Genomic DNA, 21,625 nt, shown 5'->3' with positions numbered 1-21,625 from the left:
GCTTTTTGTTTATACTGCTGTCCGGTATGTCACTGGCGCAATCAAAAAAAATGTATATCTATTTGGGGAATGAGTATTTCAATAAATTAGATTACGTAAATGCTATTGAACAGTATAAGCTGGCGCTTTCCGATTCTGTGTCTGTGTCAACGATGACGTATCCCTATGAAGTTCAGGTTACCAATCAAAAGCTTTCAGAATCAAAAGTAGTGGTCGACAGTACGCTCCTGGTAACGATGGAACAATACCTGCATCATCACGTGGCATGGTGCTATTACCGTTTGCACGATTATCCGAATGCTGAAAAGCACCTGAAAAATACAGTCGCTGAAAAAGCATATCCTCACGACAGCTATTATTTGGCTCAGAGCTACATGAATAACAGTAAATACGACGAGGCGATCGCACAATTTGAAGATTACATCCGTTCACCCAAGGCGGATATTGAATTATTGCATGCTGCCCAAGTCGCAATGACAGGTTGTTACCTGGCGAAAGAGGAAATTGAAAAAACACGTGAGATCAGTGTGAAAATGGCAGATACCTCAGTTTTTAATAAAGGAACCGCGAGTTTTGCTACCATGTACTTTGATAAAGATCAGAAGCTGATGTTCACCTCGGCAAGAGAAGGAGGGGTCATTCTGAATGAAAAACAACAATCGGAATACCTGTGTGATTTGTATTGGGTTTCATTGAATGCAGATAGTACATGGACTGCACCGACCAACTTCGGAAGACCTTTGAACAGTGCACAGAATGATGGTGCCGGATCTTTCAATAATAACAATGTGATCTTTTATACACGTTGGAGCGAGGAGAAGAAAACCGAACAGAATATCTACCTGGCCCGAATGATGAATATGAAGTTTTTCGAAGCTTATAAATTGGATACTTCAGTCAATTATCCGGGGTCAAGGAGCATTCAGCCCTATGTTTCAATGGACGGAAGAACCTTGTATTTTTCATCGAATCGTCCGGGGGGGCTCGGAGGAATGGATATCTGGAAGATTGCAATTGATTCGGCTGGAAATACGCAGGGTCATGCGGAAAACCTGGGCTCGTTGATCAATTCGGATCAGGACGAGGTTACTCCGTTTTTTCACGAGGTTTCATCCACTTTGTTCTTTTCATCAAACGGACACGGAAGTATCGGCGGACTGGATATATTCAAGTCACATTACGACCGGGAAACAGAAGCTTTCAGTGTACCTGCAAATCTTGGAATGCCGATCAATTCGAGCAGGGATGATGCGTATATGATGTGGGATTCCCGCTTGTCGAAAGGATTTTTCTCCAGTGACAGGGAACCTTGTTCTGGCGGAAGCTGTTATGATATCTATGAAGTAGTAAACGAACCGATCCACATTTATTTGAGCGGATACTCTTATAATAAAGACACGGAAGAGATATTGCCTAACGTAAAGCTGGCGTTCAAAGATGTTCGCGGAGTTTTCCCGCCCTACACGATCGTTACGGATTCAAACGGATATTATGAAAAGGAACTTTCATATGGTGTAGAGTTGTTCATAAAAGGCCAGAAGATCAATTATTTTGCCGATGCAACGAGTGTGAATACCAATTCCATTACGCAAACAACCAGTATTACAAGGGATTTTTACCTGAAACCGATTCCACAGGAGGAAATTGAGATCGACGGGATCGAATACGATTTTAATTCGGATAAATTAAGACCGGCTTCCCAGGCTATTTTGGATAAGTTATTTGATTTCCTGGAACTCAACAACAACATTTCTGTTGAGATCAATTCGCACACGGATGCACGTGGAAAAGATGCTTATAACTTAGACCTGTCGCAACGAAGAGCAAAATCATGTGTGGATTACCTGGTCTCCAAAGGAATTGATCCGTCTCGTCTGATTCCGAAAGGATATGGTGAAACCCAACCCAACCAGTTATACGGCCCCGACAAAAAGCCTGTTTTGGATGCTGAGGGAAAACCGGTTATGCTTGTTGAGGCATACATCAATACCTTCAAGGTAAAAGCAGAGCGGGAAGTATTGCACCAAAAGAACAGAAGAACTTCGTTTAGTGTAATCAACCAATAGAAATTCAAAAGAAGTTTTTTGAATTTTGCATTCATAATTTTGAATTACTGATAGTTCACCCACGAAATTCCATTCTTGAACACGGTGGTGTGTTCTTTTTGAGCATTCATGTAAGAAAGCGCATTTTGAGAACGTCCTCCTTTCTCGCAAACGAAAATAACAGTATCGTAGTTTAGTAATGCCTGTTTGTGTTTTTCTAATTCCGGTAAGGGAATATTGATGCCCCGGCCGTGACCTTGTTTCCATTCTCCTTTGCTGCGCACATCCACTACGAGTGTTTTTCCGTTCGTTGGTTTTTCGTTGCAGGCAAATAAGATAGAGGATATAAAAAAGAATGATAGTGTTCTCATTTGAGATAATTGAGTGAAGAATTATCAATTATCAATGAAGTAATTATCAAGAGGATTCTTTTAACTCTCCGAATCCTCTTGATAATTAATAATTAACTCATTGATAATTAAAGGAAATCACATTCCCTGGATCAAAAACTCCGTTCTACGATTTTTTGCTTTGTTTTCAGGAGTATCGTTCGCAACTTTTGGCTGGGCTTCACCGAATCCTTTTGCTTCTAATCGCTCATCTTCGATTCCAAGTGAGATCAGGTAGTTTTTAACTCCTTTTGCACGTCTGTCGGAAAGATCTAAGTTCTTCGCATCATCACCGTCACTGTCCGTATGACCCTGGATCATGATCTTGATCGTTGGATTCGATTTCAAGAAGCGTGCAAATTCACGAAGAATGAAACGCGATTTCGTCGATAGAATGTCTGAATTGTAATCATACAAAATGTCGTTGATTGTATATGCTTCGCCGACTTTCAGTTCTTTCACCTCCAGTTTGTTGTTCACGCGGTTTTCTTTCTTTGTAAGCTCTTCTTTTGTGATCAGTTTGGAATCAAATGCGGCACCGTCTTTTTTCACTGAAACCATGATGTCCTGCGGTTTATCTGTCTTAACAACAACCGCAAACTTTCCGTCGTTTCCGTTTACCCGCACTTGTTCTACTTTCTCAGAGTTTTCGTAAGCAACTTCAATGGTTGCGTTTTCGATTGGTTTTCCCGCAGGATCCTTTAAATCTCCTTTGATGATCGTGACTGCTTTCGGACGTGCTTCTTCATATAGCTCGAAGCCGTAAATATCCCAGTTGTTTTGCTGCTTGGAAGAATAATAGGCCAGTTTACCATCTGTAGAAACGAAAATTCCCAGTTCATCATCTTTGGAATTGATCGGATAGCCGATATTTTTCGGTTTGCTCCATACCCCGTTTTCTTCGCGCATGTAAAAAATATCCAGGCCTCCAACTCCTTTGCGTGTGTCCGAAACGCTTGAAACAAAGTACAAGGTTTCACTATCCTGGTGCAGGAAAGGACTTTTGTCTTTTCCGGCTGTATTGATCTCGTCAAATGGTTTTGGGGCTCCCCAGGTGCCGTCTGCGTTCCGTTTTACGATAAAGACGTCGTTGTCTTTTGTACTGGCTCTGTTTGCTGTGTAAAACAAGGTGTTGCCATCTGCGGACATCGAAGGCTGACCTTCCCATCCGTCTGCGGAATTGATCTTTGGCCCCAGGTTTACTAATTCCGTCCATTGATAATCGGAAGGATTGGGTCCGGTTTTTTGGTAGGTCGTGGAATATAGGTCGCAGTTCATATAAGGTTGTCCGTTTACCTCGGTTTTTTTACAGGCGCAAATGACCATTTCCTTGTTATCGACCGACATAGTTGCAGCTCCATAACTTTGGAAAGTTCCGTTATTGAAAGGTTTTGGAAAAGCTTTCCCGCCGTCAAAAGCCAAACCGTCATCCGTACGGATAGAGTAGGTATAGACCTCCTGGATATTGGACACAATGTCTCCGAGATTTTTCATGTCTTGTTTACGGGTATAAAACATCAACAGGTTATCCGGTGAGATCATCGGGAAATACTCGTCATTTCCGGTACTTACGTTGGGAACTTTTTTCGGGTTGAAAGGAACTTCCTTGCTGAGCATTTCGTTTTCTTCCTTTTGAGAAACCAAAAGCTTTTTCACATCGGCCAATTGCTTGGTATATTCTGCTCCGTAACGGGAATTATCATTGTTCTTAAATAAGACGAATTTTTCGAACCAGCTGGTTGCTACTTCTTTTTCTTCTTGTGTATAATTGATCACTCCCAGGTAATAGTAAAGGTCCGAATGGTAATCCGGGCACAATTCGATGGCTTTTTCAAACAATTCTTCCGCCTTTTTAAAACTTCTGTCTCCTGTTGCAGGATTTGCCACGGTTTCATAGTATTTCATCCCGGCGTTATAGGCATACATTCCGAACTCATAATAAGGTCCCGCATTATCCGGGTCTGCTTCAATTGCTTTGGTGAAATTCTCTGCTGCGGTTTTACCGTCTGGAGCATTTTTCCCGGCGTCGATCAATTTCTGGACTTTCTTTGAAGGTGCCAGACAAGAAGGATCTTCATCCTGCGCGTAAAATGAGTTTATGAAAGCAAGAGAAATTCCTGCAATAAATAAGTAGTTCTTCCACATATGCAATAAATACTGTTTGGACAGGCAATAATTATGCCCAACCCTCTATATCGTATTTTTAACAAAAAGGTTACTGTTTTTCTGAATAAAGTTCAAAAGATTCAATGAAGGTGACTGAGCGTTGAAAACCTTGACCGAAGCGTCAATGGGAGTCGAAGTCACCTTTATCAATGTTTGGCACAATTTTTTCTATGATGAGACCAATATTCGGAATTCGTAATTAGGAATTCGTAATTTTAAGAAAAATGAAACCGATGAGAACTAAATATCTCCTGTATTGCATCTGCTTTTTATGGTTAACTGTATTTATTCCCAACAGGCTGAATGCCCAGGCTGATTGCAGCGAACAAAAAGTGGGAAGAACTTATTTCAGTATTTGTCCCGATAATATTGTAACTGAAAAGAAAAAACTGTTTCTTACAACTAAAGCTCTTCCTAAAAGAATTGATGGAAAAAACACCTTCAAAGTGGTTCACTACTATGTTTCCGATAGAAAAATCACTGAAACGGATGAGATCTTTTTAGAATACAGCAAGTTTTTGAAGAATCTGGAGTCTCATGAATTTTTCCTGAATGGCAAAGAATTTACCGGCGTATTGAAGATAGCTCTTCCTTTTAAAAATGAAGGAATCAGCGTCACTTACAGTGGTTATGACCTCCTGACTTATGAATTCAAAGAAGGAAGATTTGTTTCTAAGAGCAAATTAACAGACGTTGAGCTTGAAAAAGAAAAGGCTGTTATTCGTCCGCAATAAGAAAAAGCAAAGCTTTTGATAAGATTGAGCCATGGCCGGTGAAGAAAAGCAAAATAATTTCAGGTTGCTTAAAACGAAGGAACAGGTGTTAACGCAGTCAAAAAAAGCAATCCGCTACAGCGGATAGATAAATAAGTACAATATCACTACCATTTTATGAAATATCTACTACTAAACTTCTTATTCCTGTTTGCATTTTCAGTATTCGCACAGGATGAAGAAGATGAACCGAAATCAGTTGAAAAAATCCAGCTTGAATCACCTTTGGTAAAAGCGGTACGTGCTAAAAATCTGGCTGAAGTTAAGCGCCTGGTTGAAGCGGGTGGAGATGTCAATGAAGGTGCCAGCCCTTTTGATAATGATCCGGACCTTTTAGCAATAGCCATTTCGATGAATTCCCAGGATATTGCTAAATACCTTTTGGCAAAAGGAGCGTCTTGTCGTGTAGGTTTGTGTGATGCCATCGAAACCGGAGATGTTGCATGGGTGCAAACCCTCATTAATTATGGATTCAAATGCTCCGACGGTGTGTTGAATGCAGTTGAAGCGAATAAACCTGAAATGGTCCGTTGTTTGGTTGAGCAGGGTTTTAGAGTGAACTTTTCTCAAAAACGCAGAACAGGCTTGTTCCGGAAACACTATGTCTCTCCGCTGGGAGCTGCGATCAGTATGAACTCGAATGAAATGGTTTATTCTCTTGTAAAGGGAGGAGCCGATGTAGACGAAGCATTCGCCTATGCGGTAGAAGGAAGCCATATCAAACTGGGCCAGCAACTGATCGATTTGAATTTGAGCAGGGACAAAATGTTCTTTAGCTGTTTTAAGAACAGATCTTTGGTTTTGGCAAAATATTGTATTCAAAAGGGAGTGGATAAGAACATTTTGGACCAGGACGGTTTAAACGCATATCACTATTCGGTGAAGGCAGGTTATAAAGAAGGAATGGATTATTGCATACAGGAATTGAAACTGGATCCGAATCAAAAAACCGGTACGAATGAAACTCCCTTGATGCTTGCCTGCTATTCCGGAAGTTTATTGGTGTTTAATGAAATTTTTGCTGCTCAAAAAGGTACATTGGAAGCTTTGGATGTAGAGGGCGAAACAGCTCTTTTTTATGCTGTGAAATCCGGGAACCTGGCAATCATTGAATACCTGGTAACGGCCGGAGCAAACATCAATCATCAAAATACTTTGGGAAATACGGTCTTTATGCTTTCTGCAAATAAGGATTCCAAAGAGATTTATGATTTACTGAAGCAAGCAAAACCGGATTTGAAGCTCAAAAACAATAAAGGTCAGAATATTATTAGTTACCTGATGAGTTCTTCCTCTTCTTCTTACAACAACAATGCAAAGGAAATACTGGAATTGAACGATTTGGGGGCTTCTCTGGATGTCAAATCACTGGAGGGAGTTACGATGGCTTTTTATGCAATGAATACTTCAAATATGGAATTATTGGTGCGTGTTAAGAATACCGGGGCAAGCATGGATGCTTATGATTCGGGAGGACTGAGACCAAGCACTTCCAATGCGGAGATTATCAAATTCGCGGTGGCAAACGGATGTAACCCGAATCGGGGAGATACCTGGGGAGATTCTTATCTCACGAAAGCAATAGATGATAATCAGACTGATTTAGCCTTGTTCTTAATTCGGAACGGAGCAGACGTGAACTGGAAGAAAAGAGGAGAAGAACCATTGGTGTTTGAGACCGTAAAGGATAAAAATCTCACCGGACTTCAGCTTTTAATTGACAATGGAGCGAAGGTAAATACGACCGATCGCAGGGGACAAAGTTTATTGGATATCGCAATAGAAGGGGGTGATGCCGGTATTGTGAGTTATTTAAAGGGGAAAGGGGCTAAAACAAAGGCGGAACTGGCAGAATTGGAAGTGATCCGATCGAAGGAGATCATGAAACTGGATCAGTTAATTACGGATAAGAATATGCCGGAAGTATTGGCACTTTTAAATAAGTATCCGGATATCATGCTGTCGAAATCACAAGTAAGTAACCTGGCTATCCTGAGTGTTGAGAAGATCAATTTGCCTTTGCTGCAGCGACTGATCGAAAAGGAGGGAATGAACATCAATCAATCTCTGAACTTCCAGGAGCAGAACCTCTTGCATATCGCTGCGGGAACAGGAAACCTGGATCTGGTGAAGCTATTGATCAATAAAGGAGCTGACTCTAAGAAAAAAGATGCATACGATAAATTACCTGTCGACTACGCCAAATCAAAAGAAGTGAAGAAGTATTTAAAGGGACTTTAAATACTTAAATGATCAATCATAAATGGAATTAATTATCAAGGGGATTTTCCGCCTTGATAATTAATAATTAGATCATTGATAATTAGAGAAAAAAAATATTATTTTTTTCTCGCAATCATAACCCCGTCACGGATTGGAAGCAGGATGTTTTCTACACGAGGATCATTTTGAATGAGCTCATTGAATTCTTTCAGTAATTGGGTGTCTTTGTCAATTTTCCCTTCGCTTTGAATAACTTTTCCGGACCACAGTACATTATCCGAGAAAATATATCCGCCTGGTTTTACTTTGTCAAAAACCAAATGGTAGTAATTGATGTAATTCATTTTGTCTGCGTCGATAAAGACCAGGTCAAACTGCTCATCCATTTTCGGGATTTCTTCCATGGCATTGCAGATTCGATAGTCTATCTTGGAAGCGTATTCACTTTCGGAAATATAAGAACGAACGAAGTCTTCCAGTTGTGCATTGATATCCAATGTGATGATTTTTCCCTTTTCAATCAATCCTTCAGCCATACAAAGTGCCGAATAACCGGTATAGGTTCCGATCTCGAGAATGCGTTCCGGGCGGATCATTTTGGAAAGCATGCTCAGCAAACGTCCCTGGAAATGACCACTTAGCATCCGCGGCTGTAAAATATTCACATGCGTATCGCGGTTTAATTTCGCCAATAATGCAGATTCTGCTGTAGTATGAGCACAACAGTAATCATCCAAAGCCTGGTCAATAAATTCCATGATTATACTCCGAATTGCTTTAAATGATGATCCAAATGTTTATACATTCCCAATCCCCATTGTTCTTTGGTAATATTTCCGAAGAAAGAATGGGGTAACGAGGTACATTGATCCATTCCGCCTTCCTGGAAAGCAATTAAATGGTCGATTAGTTCCTGTTTCGCTTTTTCAAAGTCCGAAGTACTTGTTATGATAAAGTCTTTGTGTGTCGGGCTGTTTTTCGGAACGGGTTTTTCATTATAGAATGATGACTTCATCATGCTCCCGAGTATGTAACTGATAAACATGCGTTTCAGCTCCTTTTGCCCGCGGGCCACTTTCATGGTCTCACTGCAATGATCCAGCATTTGAGCGGCATTCATTTTCCCCCAAAGTGGTGGAGTATCAGCCTGTAATTGATTGATTCGCTCAATGCTTTTGTCAACAGCCTGTTTCGAAAAAAGTGTTTTCATTATCATAATCTTACCCTTTAATGTATTCCCAGTCTTTAATTTCGTTAAACTTCAGGTAATCCGCTTTCGCTTTCGGATGCCACAAAGTTGATTCAGGGGAAACGCTTGGAACTTCTTCTAAAAGTAAGTTTTTTCTGATATAAATCTGATTCATTCCCAAATCATTTGCACCAACAAGGCGATAACCTTTCTTTTCTGCCAGCTGATTCATAGCAATAACGCTCGCTCCATGGTAGATCGGGTGTTTTCCCGGATACATGTAATTTGGGTCGTAAGGAACTACGATGTTCTCCAAACCGAATTCCGTATGTGTTTCAATCACAACTACTTTTGGCTGAACCACTGTTAAAGCATCCCAAACCCAGTAATCGTTTCCGTCAATATCAATGGAAAGCAATTCGATCTCTCCGCTCAGTCCTGCTTGTTCAATCAGCTGATTGATATTTTCGCGCTGAATGATCGCCTGGATATATTTTGGTTTCGCATGATAAGGTGTTGGGATCTTTGAGTAGAATTTTTCTCCCCGGCGGATCAGTTTCGCATCACCTTCAAAGAACAGACCCGACCAGCCGAAATGAATCGCCAGGTTACTGCAGTTACTGTTAATTCCGTCGTTGGAACCGATTTCAATAAAGGTTTTACTTCCTTCACCCATTAAGGAGAACAGGAAAAGCAACAGGCCGTCCTCCTCGAATTGAGAGAAAACCTTAAATCCCGTTGTGTTGAACGCAGGAACTTGTTTGTTTACCTGGGCCAGTTGGTAGTGCTGCATCAAAGCCCGTTGCTGAATTCCTACGGAAGGGTGCAGTTTATCGCGGTGAATGCGTTTGCTGAAATAATATTTGATCAAATTCTTTAGCCAGGACATTCCGCGAATTTAGAGGATTTTTTAGACTATAGACTAAAGACAGGAGACCAAAGACCAGATTTTGTTCTTTGGCCCTGGATATAAAGTCTTTAGCCTTAAGTCTATCAGTCTTTAATACATCAACTGCTTCTTGCTGCTGTTTTTCCAGCCAGCCTGACTTTCATAGTCCACAAAATAGATCTTCAAATCTGCCTGGCTTTCATATTTCACAAAATAAACCGACTTTTTCGCCTGACTTTCGTAATCGACAAAAAACCATTTTCCGTCGTTATCTCCTGCCTGAGAAGAGTATTTCACTTTATAAACCAAGAGGTCAGCCTGTGATTCATAATCCACAACAAAGACTTTCACATCTGCCTGTGATTCATAATCTACAGAGTAAACTTGTTGTGAAAATGCCTGGCTCGCGCCTAGGAATAAAATACCAAATGCTAGTAGTGCTTTCATAAAAGGTTGTTTTAACAAATATAATTTAAATGTTCAATGGTTCAAAAGTTCAAATTAAACGATTTCTGTTTCTGAACTCTTTGACCTACAAATTGATTGCCCGATCAATTTGTATTTGATCCAGGAAAATTTCATCGTGCGAAACTACAAGGATTGTGCCATGATATTGATTAATAGCGGCTGTTAGTATTTCAATATTTTGAATGTCCAGGTTATTCGTTGGTTCATCCAGGATCAGCATATCGGGAGATTTACTGGAAATGGTAAGACAGCAGAGAAGCAAGCGCATCCGCTCGCCGCCACTCAGATTGCGACAGGATTTATCCCAGGTCTCCTTGTGAAAAAGAAAACGATTCAGCCTGATCTTTATTTCGTGTTCCAGTAAAGCGGTGTTATTAAACGCCTGCGCTTGTTCATAAACGGTTTTGGAGTTGTCGATCAATGAATAATCCTGGTCAATATAAACTGCAGAAGCGTCTATCCGCTGAATTTGTGCGTTTTCCACGTGAAATTTTCCCAGGATTAATTTAAGCAGACTTGTTTTTCCGGATCCGTTCGGACCCTGAATTGAAATCCGTTCTCCGCTGTTTATTTGAATGTTTAGGGAACGTTTCCATAAAGTCGAATTTCCATAATTCAGATTCAGGTCTTTTGCTTTAAAAAGGATTTTACCCTTATGCAAAGACGCATTAGCAAACCCGAATTGAATTTGATCAAACTCGGGCAATTTGGACCGGACCTGCTGCAAATCCCCGGAGATGCCTTCAATTTTATCCGAATGCATGTTCTTCACTTTTGCCGTGCTCTTCTCCGCATTGTTCTTCAGAGTATTCATCATGATGCGCGCAACTCCGGCCTTGTCCTGTTTCTGCTTTCCGCGGGAATCCAGTTTGTTTTGTCTTTCTAAAGTTTCGCGTTCTTTTTCCTTTGCTTTTTTGAGACTTTTTTCGGTATTCCGCAGTTCATTTAGTAAAGCCTGTTGTTCGATTTCTTTTTGTTCGGTATAAAAATCATAGGTTCCGCCATAGACTCGAATTCCGGTCTTACTCAATTCGCAGATCGTATCCGTTAAATTGAGCAGTTTTCGGTCGTGACTTACGATAAGCAGGGTAGATGTGCTGTTTTGAACGAAATCATACAGTAGCTTGCGGCCTTCGGTATCCAAATGATTCGTTGGTTCATCCATTAAAATCAGTTCCGGCTGATGTATGGAAATTCCGGCGAGAAACACTTTTGTTTTTTGTCCGCCGCTTAGGGAATCAAGTTTTTGATCGGGATCCAAACCATTTAACTGCCAAAGATTGAGTGCCGTCTCACAGCGCTCTTCAATGGTCCAGTCGTCGTTTAGCGTATTTAAATGTTCTTCCGTAACATTTCCTGCAAGAATTTCTTTGAATGCAAGCAGTTTATCTTCGATCCGTAATGCTTGTGCAATGGAAAGCTGATCAAACTGGCCGAAGTGCTGTGGAATGAAATAGGGAACCGCCTGGATTGTTAATTGTCCGCTTGTCTGATGCAATTGTCCGGCAATGATTTTCAACAGCGTGGATTTACCCACACCGTTATTTCCAATGATGGCTGCTTTATTCTGATTTTGAATGCTTAGATTGAGATTCTCAAACAAGCGATCCTTATTGGGATGTTGATATGAAATGTTTTGAAGAATAATCATGATTTCTTTCTTGAGAGTGACGAATTACGGCAAACAACTCAGCGGTTTTGCCGCCTGTATTTATAGAAAGAAATTTGATTTTACATGACTGTGTTTATTCTGATTGCAAAGATAATGATTATTCCTAATTCGTAATTAAAACATTACTCCCTTCGTTTCTTCTTCTTCAAATCATAAATATCGGTTCTGCGGTCTTTCAGGTTTCTCACGGACCCGAACTGGTTCAGCTCGCGCAATAAGGTAATATCCACATCTGCGATCAGGATCATCTCCGTGTTTGGAGTGGCTTCCGCCTTTATTCCGTTTGAAGGGAAAGCAAAATCACAAGGTGTGAATACCATGGATTGCGAATATTGAATATCCATGTTGTGTACGTTCGGAAGGTTTCCTACACTTCCGGCAATTGCCACATAACATTCGTTTTCGATTGCTCTTGCCTGGGCACAATGACGCACGCGCGAATACCCGTTTTGTGTATCTGTCAGGAAAGGAACAAAGAGAATGTCCATCCCCTCATTTGCCAGTAAGCGGCTGAGTTCCGGGAATTCTACATCGTAGCAGATCAGGATCCCGATCTTCCCGCAATCCGTATCAAATACCTGCAGGTGATTTCCGCCTTCCATTCCCCAGATTTTTGCTTCGTCAGGGGTTACGTGGATCTTCTCAAAGCTTTCAATTCTGCCGTCACGGTGACACAAATAGCCCACATTGTAAAGTCGGTCATTTTGTATTTCGGGCATACTCCCTGTAATAATATTGATGTTGTAGCTGATTGCCAGTTTCGAGAATTGCTGCACCACCTCATGAGTATATTTTGCCAATTCACGAATTGCCTGCGGTTCCGATAAATGGTTGTCTTCAGCCATCAAAGGAGCATTAAAGAACTCCGGGAACAAGGCAAAATCCGATCGATAACCAGAAACGGCATCAATAAAGTATTCGGCTTGCTGCATCAGGTCGTCCAGGTTGGAGTAGGGCCGCATTTGCCATTGGATAAGCCCCAAACGAACAACGGTTTTTATCGCACTGGGAGCTTCATTTTTTACTTCATAGTATAAATTATCCCATTCCAGCAGGACCGCATAATCTTTGGAATGTGCATCGCCTTCCAGGTAATTCTTCAGGATCTTTGAAGGGTGAAAATCATTCGACATCTGGAAATCAAGTACCGGATCATGGATCTCTTTCCGTTTTACCTTTTCGATATATTCTTTCGGCGACATCTGCTTCGCGTACTTATGAAAATTCGGAATGCGTCCGCCGAATGCAATCCCTTTGAGATTCAGTTTCTCGCACAATTCTTTGCGGTAATCGTATAAACGTCGGCCGAGGCGCAAACCGCGGAATTCTTTTTTGATAAACACATCGATACCGTACAGGATATTCCCGGTAGGACGGTGTGTCTTGAAAGTATAATTTCCCGTGATCTGTTTGTAGGTGTGCAAATGCTCGTATTTCGAAGAGTCAACAATAATAGAAAGTGCCACGCCTGCTATTTGTCCGTTGACTTTAATAGCAACCTGCCCGTCGGGAAACTGGTTAATGAGCGTCTCTATCTGCTTTCTGTTCCAGTATGGATTTGCCAAACCCGCGTAGGATTCAACCATCGCTTCTTTCAATGCTTCGTAGTCGGAAATACTTAAATAGGTGAGTTCAATATTGTCAACAATGTCCATTAATCTGTGTTTTTTTTGAAATTACTCAAAAATCAAAGAACCAGGAAAGATGTTCGTGAGAATTAGTGATTTTTTAAAGTATTGAAGCATCTCCGAAGCCAAATTCAAAATTGGCCCTTGATTGGATTTTTAAAAACCAACATAAAATGGTCAAACTTCTGCGCCTTTTGCATCCTGCGGGAACAATAAATCCTGTTTTTTCTAAAAAAAAAGTAAAATAGTTCTACGAGTTAATTTTTACCTAGCCAGAACAACAGGAACAAACTTACCGGAAAAATCAGAAAATAATACAAAGCAGCTTTTTGAAGAGCAAGGTGATAATTTGTGGAAGATTTGTTCATCTGTAAACGGACAGAGATAAAAGCCATTAAAATTGGTGCAACGAAAACGATGAAAATGACTCCAAGTGAAGCGAATGCGGACCATTCCCAAAAAAGAGTTGTGAGTATAAGTATCAAAAGAACACCGTAAATAGCGAAAACCAATAATAACTCGATGACCGGTGGATTTTTAACCTGAGCTTTAATCATTTTATCCCTCAGATGCACGAAATAAAGCATACCTATGATTGGAGTCACAAAATAAATAAGGGTGGCTATAATAATTTCGTAAGTTGTCATTTATCCTTTTTAACTGAATTCAGGCAGGTCAATAAATCTGATTATTTTAACAATGAAAATAGATAGTTATACTAAACTAGTGTTTTTCTGAAAACTTTTGCGCCTTTTGTATCCTGCGGGAACTACAAACCCTATTTTATATTTATACATAAGTCGTTTGCCGAATACTGATTCGTTCCTCCGAAGCCAGATTCAAAATTGGCCCTTATGCTGGAAATCGTTGAAAAGGAATAAATGGAGCGAAAAAAAGCATTTCTTGTTTGAGCCGTCAGTATGACGGTGAGTTTTAAATGCTTTCGCGCAATGCCATGTACTTTTCAGATTTCCGAATACAGGCCTAGCCCTTTGGTTCTTTGCGGCAATGGCAAAGAACATAAAAATTAAAAAATAGTATTCTGAATACCTCTGCGCCTTCTTGCGTAATCTGCGGACTAAGAACCCTATTTCGTCCTTAAGTCGTTTGCCGATACTTCAACACCATCCAAACAACCATAAAAACAAACGAATCTTTAATCCCGCCTAAGAAAATACCCAAACTTGTTTTGTTAAATGTTAAATGACTGCCGCTTATCGTAAGATAAAGCGCAAAAGAAAGAAGTAAAAATCCAACGATATAGAATGAGCAATAGGTGAATACTCTGATAATAACTGTTCCAAAAGTAAAATCAGGAAGTTTGGGAGTCACAAACGCGGTTCCGGCAGAAGCAAGGAAGGCGATCAAGGCTTCCAATCCTATCTTATAGAATAAATAATCTAATTGCAATAAATGATGAAACGTAAAGGACGATGCTACCAAATCAAATAAAATACTTATTACCGAAAGAAAACCCGCGGAAATAAGCGCAGTCTTAAGAATTGAGGGGTTTTTAGATGGAGAATTCATGATTTCTTCAAAAGTTAGTTAACTGCTAAACTACTATTTTTTTTAAAAATCCGTGTTCCTCCGTGCTCCTCCGTGGGAGAAACTCATTATCCAAAACTTCTGCGTAACCTCATATCACTTCTCACTAGTGTAAACTATTTTCCTTACTTCAAACCCCAAAGCATCTCCATTTTTTCCCTCTCTCGACCCTTAAGCGAAGATCAAGCGACTATAGAGTGACAGTAGAGCGACTATAGAGCGAGTATAAAGCGACTTTTGTTCAGGATTTAACAAACGAGTTTATTGGGGATTGGAACTTTTATTTAACCCAAATATGAAAAAATAATCTCCTACAGGTCTTGACATCCTAAAACCATCATGTCAAAAAGAAAATGCTCAAATCTGTAAATTCGTTTCATCACAGCAGATTCCCCATTCAATTATCTCCTTTTGAATTTTGTTCCCGGTTTCTATGAGACTATCGTAGTCCCATATATAAAACCATCACCAAAGGAAAAAGTACCAAAGCAGTGGCTTTCTTCCAAACTTTGTCATTACTGCTGAAAGTTCCCAGGATTAAAACAAGGTAACTCACAATAGATCCGTAAAACAGGTATAAAGTGATTAAGCCAGCACTTTCATTATCATGAATTCCGCCCGAATAACGCCGGATCAGGAAATCATTGAACAGTGCGAAAACGATCAAAAAGATACTTTTCAGGATGCTTCGGGATTTCTTTCCCATTCCCATAACGATGATAACTGAAGTAATTCCCAAAATAATGGGTGTTCCTAAAATTCCACTCAGCGGATAGTAATGCCCGATGATCCCATTTATAATAATGATCAATCCGGCAGATACCGCAACAACTACTTCTTTCATACTCAACGGGATCTATTAGTTTATCATCTAAATTAGTGATCCCGTGGCGGTATTGCGGGCTTTTAGTATTTATTGGCAGAATTTCATTTAATGTCATGTTCGTCAGTCAAATGGAGATCGAGTTTTTGCACAAGGATTTTGTTCTAAAAGAGATGGCTAATGGATACAATTTAGACCGGAGCATTGGAAATGTTTTTTTTGACTTTCGTCACTTTATATGTAAATTACGGTTTTATACTACGAAGTAATTATTTAAACTCACATCAACATTTTAAGTAAATTAATATGAAGACACTATTCAACACATTACTACTAATCCTAATTGGTGGAACGACATTTTCACAAACAACAGTAAATTTTAGCAATAGTTCAACATTTAATGTTCCCGCAGGAGTTACCTCCTTAGACATTGAAGTCATTGGAGCAGGAGGCGCCGGTGGCGGAAATGGAGGTGGCGGTGGAGGTGGCGGCGGTTATGCGAAAGGAACATATGCAGTAACCCCCGGTCAGATTTTAACAGTAACTGTTGGAGTGGCGGGAGGCGGACCTGCCGGAGGAACCTCGGCTGTAGACATGATGATTAGTGCTACTGGTGGAGCCAATGGAACCAGTGTAAGTAACCCTACTATTGGCGGTGGCGGTAGTGGTGGCAGTGGTTCAGGTGGTACTATTAATCGTACCGGAGGTAACGGCGGCGGCTATTGGACCTATTTCGGCGGTGGCGGTGGCGGTGGTGCCGGTTTGGTTAGTAATGGAGGTAATGGAGGTAATACAATTGCATGGACCGGACAATGCCAAACACCCGGAGGAGCTGCTGGTACAGGCGGAGGAGCACCAGGTGGTGATGGAGGTAAAGGTGCAGGTTTTACCGATCCTTCATGTAATGTTAGCAATCCATCTGGTAATGGTTTAAACTACGGCGGTGGCGGTGGTGGTGGTAATGGTAATGGTGGTGGCCCGGGAACCGGAACAGGCGGTTATGTTACTATTACTTATGTCGCTTGCACAGTTGATAATTCAACTACCTTAAACGGGATTACCATATCAGCTAATGAAGCAGGATCTACATACCAGTGGATAAACTGCTCAGGTAATACCCCGATTGCAGGAGCTACCAGCCAGAGCTTTACTCCAACACAAACCGGTAATTATGCAGTTATCGTTAATAACGGAAGCTGCTCTGATACTTCTAATTGTGTAAATGTGGTAGTATGTAACTTAACGGCAACTACAACTATTAATGGATCTACTGTTACTGCAGTTCAATCCGGAACTTATCAGTGGATAAACTGCTCAGGTAATACCCCGATTGCAGGAGCTACCAGTCAGAGTTTTACTCCGGACCAAACGGGTAATTATGCGGTAATTATTAACGAGAATGGTTGTATGGATACATCCAATTGTGTGAATGTGGTTGTTTGTACGTTTACAGCTACAACAACAGTTCAGGGCTTTGTTATTCATGCTGTTGAAACTGGTACATATCAATGGATTGATTGTACTACTTCCGCTTTAATTGTCAATGAAACAGGACAAAATTATTCACCTGCAACGAATGGAACTTACGCAGTTATCATTACTTCCAATGGATGTACTGATACTTCTGCATGTGTAGTAATCACATCATTGGGAATTGATGATAACGAACTATCAGGTGTAAACGCGTATCCAAATCCGTTTAAATCAACTATCCAGGTGTCAAATATTCCAGGAAATGAAACCTTTGAACTGATAAACACAGTCGGTCAGGTTATCTGGTCGGGTATGGAAATTAATACCAAAGATTTTTCTTCATTGCTAAAAGGAGTCTATATCCTTCAAATTATGCAAGGATTAAATGTAAGACAGTTAAGGCTTGTAAAGGAATAATTGCTTTTTAATAATGGGAAGGCGGTCAACATGACCGCCTTTTTTGTTTCCGTGGTTTTGATATTCCCTATTCAGTATTCGTAATTAATTATTGAATTAATGTTTACCTTTTCACTTTCCCAACATTAGAATGAAAACACCTTCGTAATTGGACCAAATGAATATCCAGCAAGAATTAAAACAGCTCTACCGGAAATGGCCGGATATCCGCCGCTACCTGAAGACTTTGGGCTGCGATTCGGTGAGTGGGGAAGATATTTTCCAGGAAGCGCTGCTCATTTACGTACGTAAACGCGAATCATCAGATTTTGAACTGACCGTTGAACCTTTTTTCTATGTCCGGAATACCTGCAAACTATTGTGGTATAACCAGGCACGGAAGGAACAGAAACAGCTTTCAACAGAGTTGCATGAGAATATGGAGGCAACGGAGGATGCCTGGTTCGAGAAAGAATTAAAAATTCGGGAAGTGGAATCGACATTGGAAAAATTGGGAGCTCAGTGCCAGGAACTGTTGCAGCTGTTTTATGGACTTGGTTGGAACATGGTGGATATTGCCAAAAAGATCGGACTTCGGAACGATAAAGTTGCAAAAGCACAGAAATACCGATGCCTGCAGAAAGCAAAGGAAATGATCGGAGAAAAAGAATTACAGGTTGAACCAATGAAAGCATAAGACATGGAAACAAATTGGAATCAACTAATAGAACGTTATTTGCAGAACGAACTTTCAGATGAAGGAAAAATGGCGTTTGAACAGGAATTACAGGTCAACCCGGAGTTGCGGGAAGAACTGGAACTGCATCAGCTTATTCAGTCGGCGGCAAAACGCGCTTCCCAGCGAACAATTATACAGCAGACTGGAAAATCATACCTGCGCAACTTGCGGATTAAACAGTTTATGATCACTGTATTTGTTGCAGCTGCAGCAACTGTTGGGCTTGTTTATTTGGTTCAAAACAAAAAGGACGCAGGAGTAGCTGAATCGAAATCACCGGCTGTTGCGGTAAATTCAGAAGAAGTTCGGAAAGAAACAGATATCCGCGACACGATCATCAATCAACCGGCCCCAACAGGAGACAAAAGTTCTCTTATTCAATCTTCTGATTGGAATACGGTAGAAGATCAGGCCCGGAATACAACTTCTTTCAAATCAAATATACATAAGAATGAAGCTGTAAATCCGCTGAAAAGAGTAGGAATTGCCAATTCCGGTCAGGCAGCCAAACACTTATTATCCTTAGCTGTCGATTCGCTTGTTCCTCCGGGAAAACCAACGGAAGTGGTACTGGGATATACTGATAAGAAACCGGATGAGGAAGCAGTGACACAATATGAAGATCTCAAATTGTCAAAACAATACGACAGTATCGGGAAATTCAATGATCTGTATTGCGGTTATGCATTGGTGATGGACCAGCAGAAGTTTGGGTTCATTGATTACAGGGGAAATGAGTTTATTCCCTTAATGTATGATGAGATCGTGGTTACTTCCAACATTAAATCGTCCAAAAACAAGCGGAAAGGACATTTTGGCAAGAAGCAAAAAAGAAAGGTGCTCTATATTCCGAAGCGATCCGGGAAGGATGTACGCGATTGTGAAGAAGAATATATTCGTTTGGAAAGAAACAGCGATTCCTTGAAATAAGTTGATGAGAATACTAATTTTACATAACTTAAATAACGTGTTGCCTTGAAGAAATACCATCTGATCTTATTGCTGCTTTTTTGCGGAATTCATGTGTTTGGACAAAAACGGACTGGTATTTTCCTGGGGCAGGAATTGGATACGGTGCGTTTGAATAAAATTGCAAACCTGGCCTCCAGGGAGGAAAAATCCTGGAATAAGGTCGCACATCTGATCGGTGATTCCTGTAAAACGGAATTGGAAAAAGTCTATACGATTTACACTTACATTGCAGGATCTTACAAGTACGATCTGAATCGGCTGAAACTCATTTACAAGCGCGAGATCAAGCGGGAGTTGTATTTATCCGAGGTGATCAAAAAGAAAAGGGGAGTTTGCGGCGATTTCTCAAACTTATTCGCAACATTGTGTGACAGCCTGGATATCGGATGCTTTCGTGTTTCCGGCTATTCCAGAACATTCAGCATTTTTCACCCGGTGAAGAAAAGCTATTACAATCATGCATGGAACGTTGTCCGGGTAAACGGGAAATGGTATGTCCTGGATGTGACTTTCGGGATGCAACACTTTACCAATAAAAGATTAGATCAGGAGCGGATCAATTACGACTTTTTATTTACGGATCCGGTAAAATTCGGAACAGTTCATTTGCCTGCAGACCCGGTTTTTCAATTATTGAATCAGCAGCGATCTTATAAAGACTTCCGTTACCGCCGCTTTTTATGGAAAACACCCGATCTTGCTCAAACACCTCCAAGTGATTCTATTCTGAATCTCCGCATGACGAAAGACTGGAAAGATCAGCTGCTGGATGAAGCTATTGCGGCGCAGCAATTCAATCCGAAAGTGAAGGGAGCAGGGTTGAAATTGCTTGAAATACGCATTCGCAAAGTCCTGGATAAGAAAACGAAACGCAAGCAACTGCTGTTGAAAGCGGATTATAACGATGCGATTTACCTGTATGAAGGAATCCGGAAAAACCTGTCGGAGAACCGTACCAAAAGAAAATACATCAAATACACGAACTACCGCATTTTGAAATTAGGAGAAGAGCGGGATAAATTAAAGAAATAAGCAAATAATTATCCCTTGCCCAAAGTCAGTTCCGGGGCTTGTGACACTCGATGACAACTGTTTTTTGATTTCCGCTCTGCACTTGCTGTTCAATTTTCGGACTTAGTACCGGAATTCCCAGATTAGCTCCCCTGAGAATCACCAGGATCCCGATAATGGATAACAAATAGGGGAAAGCAGCACTTATTTTACTGCGAAAGTTGGTATTGATCCGTTGAGCAAAAAATCCCGCACCGATTAAACCGGGAAGTGTTCCGAATCCGAAAGCTGCCATGGCTGCTGCACTCCCAAAGGAATTTTCGGCCAATAAAGCATTTGCAAGCGCCAGGAAGATCATCCCACAGGGAAGTAAGCCGTTTAGTAAGCCGATACCGAACAGCCTGAAAGTTCCCTGTGTTTTTAAGAGTTTGCCCATTTTTCCCGAAACCCACTGTGAAAATCCCGGCATTCTGAATTCAAAGCGTTTGATCCAGGTCTTCCGCCAGGCAATCACAATCAACAAGATCCCGAAAACGATGCTCAATACTTGAAATAAGCGGAACAGCTGAAGCGAAAAACCCAGGCTCCCGATAATCAGCCCCAGTAAGGTATAGCTAACAATCCGTCCCAGGTTTGCCTCCAGGATTCCAAGAAGAGTCTGAAGAGGTGAATTCCTGTTTAACGGAAGTGCTAATGCAATGGGGCCGCACATAGCAATACAGTGAAACGAACTTGCCAGTCCGAGCATAAAAGAGCTCAGCAGGTAGATCATTTGACAATCAGAATTTGATTCATTTCATATGGTTTCCCATTATGGAATCCCGATACAGTGCAATTGAACCGTCCTTTCGCAAGCTGTTTCACCGGAATCCGCACATTTTCCTTTGCTTCCAGGGACAGGATCAGATCCATTTTTTTGTCGTTCGGACGGATCAGCTGAACGGATGCCTTTCCGGTTTGGAATTCTTCCGGGAAGTAAAGCGAAAGTTCTTCTGAACTCAATGCTACCCGGATCGAATCCTTTGCACTTAGGTAGTTTGTTTCAGCATTGTACTGCTTGTCGTAATCCAGTTCTTTCTGGTAATAATCCTCCTGCACCAGGTCAATATTCTGGCGCATCATGATCACAACCAGCGTAATAATGAAGCCCATGAACAGGCCCATTCCGATAATAATTCCTTTTCCCCAACTCATCTGTTTAATTATTAATTCAAAATGCAA

20 protein-coding genes are annotated in these 21,625 nt (G+C 40.9%); 7 read left to right on the top strand and 13 right to left on the bottom strand.

What is annotated here, in order from left to right; translation table 11 throughout:
* The first annotated feature begins 50 nt into the window (after nt 1-50).
* On the top strand, nt 51-2,066 hold the full coding sequence (locus K0S23_RS05000) for an OmpA family protein (RefSeq protein ID WP_300355142.1): 2,016 nt from the start codon (nt 51-53) through the stop codon (nt 2,064-2,066).
* Between the two features lie 44 nt (nt 2,067-2,110).
* On the opposite strand, the gene K0S23_RS04995 is transcribed toward K0S23_RS05000, so the two are convergent.
* Both K0S23_RS04995 and K0S23_RS04990 read right to left on the bottom strand, forming a co-directional pair.
* Nucleotides 2,111-2,416: a rhodanese-like domain-containing protein gene (locus tag K0S23_RS04995; RefSeq protein WP_300355139.1), complete on the bottom strand. Its 306-nt coding sequence runs from the start codon at nt 2,414-2,416 to the stop codon at nt 2,111-2,113.
* A gap of 117 nt (nt 2,417-2,533) precedes the next feature.
* Nucleotides 2,534-4,579 (bottom strand): OmpA family protein, encoded by a 2,046-nt coding sequence (locus K0S23_RS04990; protein ID WP_300355136.1) that lies wholly within the window; start codon nt 4,577-4,579, stop codon nt 2,534-2,536.
* A gap of 254 nt (nt 4,580-4,833) precedes the next feature.
* Here K0S23_RS04990 and K0S23_RS04985 point away from each other — a divergent pair, with 254 nt between their 5' ends.
* Complete coding sequence (locus K0S23_RS04985) at nt 4,834-5,334, top strand: hypothetical protein (RefSeq protein ID WP_300355133.1); 501 nt, start codon at nt 4,834-4,836, stop codon at nt 5,332-5,334.
* Nucleotides 5,335-5,490: 156 nt separating this feature from the next.
* A complete protein-coding gene (locus K0S23_RS04980) occupies nt 5,491-7,614 on the top strand; it encodes an ankyrin repeat domain-containing protein (protein ID WP_300355130.1) in 2,124 nt (707 codons plus the stop codon).
* A 98-nt stretch (nt 7,615-7,712) separates the two neighbouring features.
* On the opposite strand, the gene K0S23_RS04975 is transcribed toward K0S23_RS04980, so the two are convergent.
* The 9 genes from K0S23_RS04975 to K0S23_RS04935 form a co-directional block, all read right to left on the bottom strand.
* Entirely contained in the window at nt 7,713-8,354 is a 642-nt protein-coding gene (locus tag K0S23_RS04975; protein ID WP_300355127.1) for an O-methyltransferase, read from the bottom strand.
* Between the two features lie 2 nt (nt 8,355-8,356).
* Nucleotides 8,357-8,806: a DUF1569 domain-containing protein gene (locus K0S23_RS04970; RefSeq protein ID WP_300355124.1), complete on the bottom strand. Its 450-nt coding sequence runs from the start codon at nt 8,804-8,806 to the stop codon at nt 8,357-8,359.
* Between the two features lie 10 nt (nt 8,807-8,816).
* The gene (locus K0S23_RS04965; protein ID WP_300355121.1) at nt 8,817-9,674 is read right to left on the bottom strand and encodes a hypothetical protein; all 858 of its coding nucleotides are present in this window, start codon (nt 9,672-9,674) and stop codon (nt 8,817-8,819) included.
* A 111-nt stretch (nt 9,675-9,785) separates the two neighbouring features.
* Nucleotides 9,786-10,121, bottom strand: a complete 336-nt coding sequence (locus K0S23_RS04960) for a DUF6150 family protein (protein ID WP_300355119.1) — start codon at nt 10,119-10,121, stop codon at nt 9,786-9,788.
* A gap of 85 nt (nt 10,122-10,206) precedes the next feature.
* Nucleotides 10,207-11,793: a ribosomal protection-like ABC-F family protein gene (abc-f, locus tag K0S23_RS04955; protein WP_300355117.1), complete on the bottom strand. Its 1,587-nt coding sequence runs from the start codon at nt 11,791-11,793 to the stop codon at nt 10,207-10,209.
* Nucleotides 11,794-11,936: 143 nt separating this feature from the next.
* On the bottom strand, nt 11,937-13,469 hold the full coding sequence (locus K0S23_RS04950; protein ID WP_300355114.1) for a carbon-nitrogen hydrolase family protein: 1,533 nt from the start codon (nt 13,467-13,469) through the stop codon (nt 11,937-11,939).
* 230 nt (nt 13,470-13,699) lie between these two features.
* A complete protein-coding gene (locus K0S23_RS04945; protein ID WP_300355111.1) occupies nt 13,700-14,089 on the bottom strand; it encodes a hypothetical protein in 390 nt (129 codons plus the stop codon).
* 451 nt (nt 14,090-14,540) lie between these two features.
* Entirely contained in the window at nt 14,541-14,972 is a 432-nt protein-coding gene (locus K0S23_RS04940) for a hypothetical protein (protein WP_300355108.1), read from the bottom strand.
* A 457-nt stretch (nt 14,973-15,429) separates the two neighbouring features.
* On the bottom strand, nt 15,430-15,834 hold the full coding sequence (locus tag K0S23_RS04935) for a hypothetical protein (RefSeq protein ID WP_300355106.1): 405 nt from the start codon (nt 15,832-15,834) through the stop codon (nt 15,430-15,432).
* Between the two features lie 285 nt (nt 15,835-16,119).
* Between K0S23_RS04935 and K0S23_RS04930 the strand changes: the two genes are divergently transcribed.
* The 4 genes from K0S23_RS04930 (at nt 16,120) to K0S23_RS04915 (ending at nt 20,425) form a co-directional block, all read left to right on the top strand.
* Nucleotides 16,120-17,703, top strand: coding sequence for a T9SS type A sorting domain-containing protein (locus K0S23_RS04930; RefSeq protein ID WP_300355103.1), 1,584 nt, complete (start codon nt 16,120-16,122; stop codon nt 17,701-17,703).
* 157 nt (nt 17,704-17,860) lie between these two features.
* Nucleotides 17,861-18,379, top strand: coding sequence for a sigma-70 family RNA polymerase sigma factor (locus tag K0S23_RS04925; protein ID WP_300355099.1), 519 nt, complete (start codon nt 17,861-17,863; stop codon nt 18,377-18,379).
* Between the two features lie 3 nt (nt 18,380-18,382).
* Nucleotides 18,383-19,351 (top strand): hypothetical protein, encoded by a 969-nt coding sequence (locus K0S23_RS04920; RefSeq protein WP_300355096.1) that lies wholly within the window; start codon nt 18,383-18,385, stop codon nt 19,349-19,351.
* Between the two features lie 45 nt (nt 19,352-19,396).
* Nucleotides 19,397-20,425, top strand: coding sequence for a transglutaminase domain-containing protein (locus K0S23_RS04915; protein ID WP_300355093.1), 1,029 nt, complete (start codon nt 19,397-19,399; stop codon nt 20,423-20,425).
* Nucleotides 20,426-20,450: 25 nt separating this feature from the next.
* Here K0S23_RS04915 and K0S23_RS04910 read toward each other — a convergent pair whose 3' ends face one another.
* Nucleotides 20,451-21,176 (bottom strand): sulfite exporter TauE/SafE family protein, encoded by a 726-nt coding sequence (locus K0S23_RS04910; protein ID WP_300355090.1) that lies wholly within the window; start codon nt 21,174-21,176, stop codon nt 20,451-20,453.
* Nucleotides 21,173-21,598, bottom strand: a complete 426-nt coding sequence (locus K0S23_RS04905) for a FixH family protein (protein WP_300355087.1) — start codon at nt 21,596-21,598, stop codon at nt 21,173-21,175. Before K0S23_RS04905 ends, K0S23_RS04910 begins: the two co-directional genes overlap by 4 nt.
* Between the last annotated feature and the right edge of the window lie 27 nt (nt 21,599-21,625).

This window comes from Fluviicola sp., from assembly GCF_029266855.1.
Lineage (GTDB): Bacteria > Bacteroidota > Bacteroidia > Flavobacteriales_D > Crocinitomicaceae > Fluviicola.
This window is presented reverse-complemented; position numbering and strand designations above follow the sequence as displayed.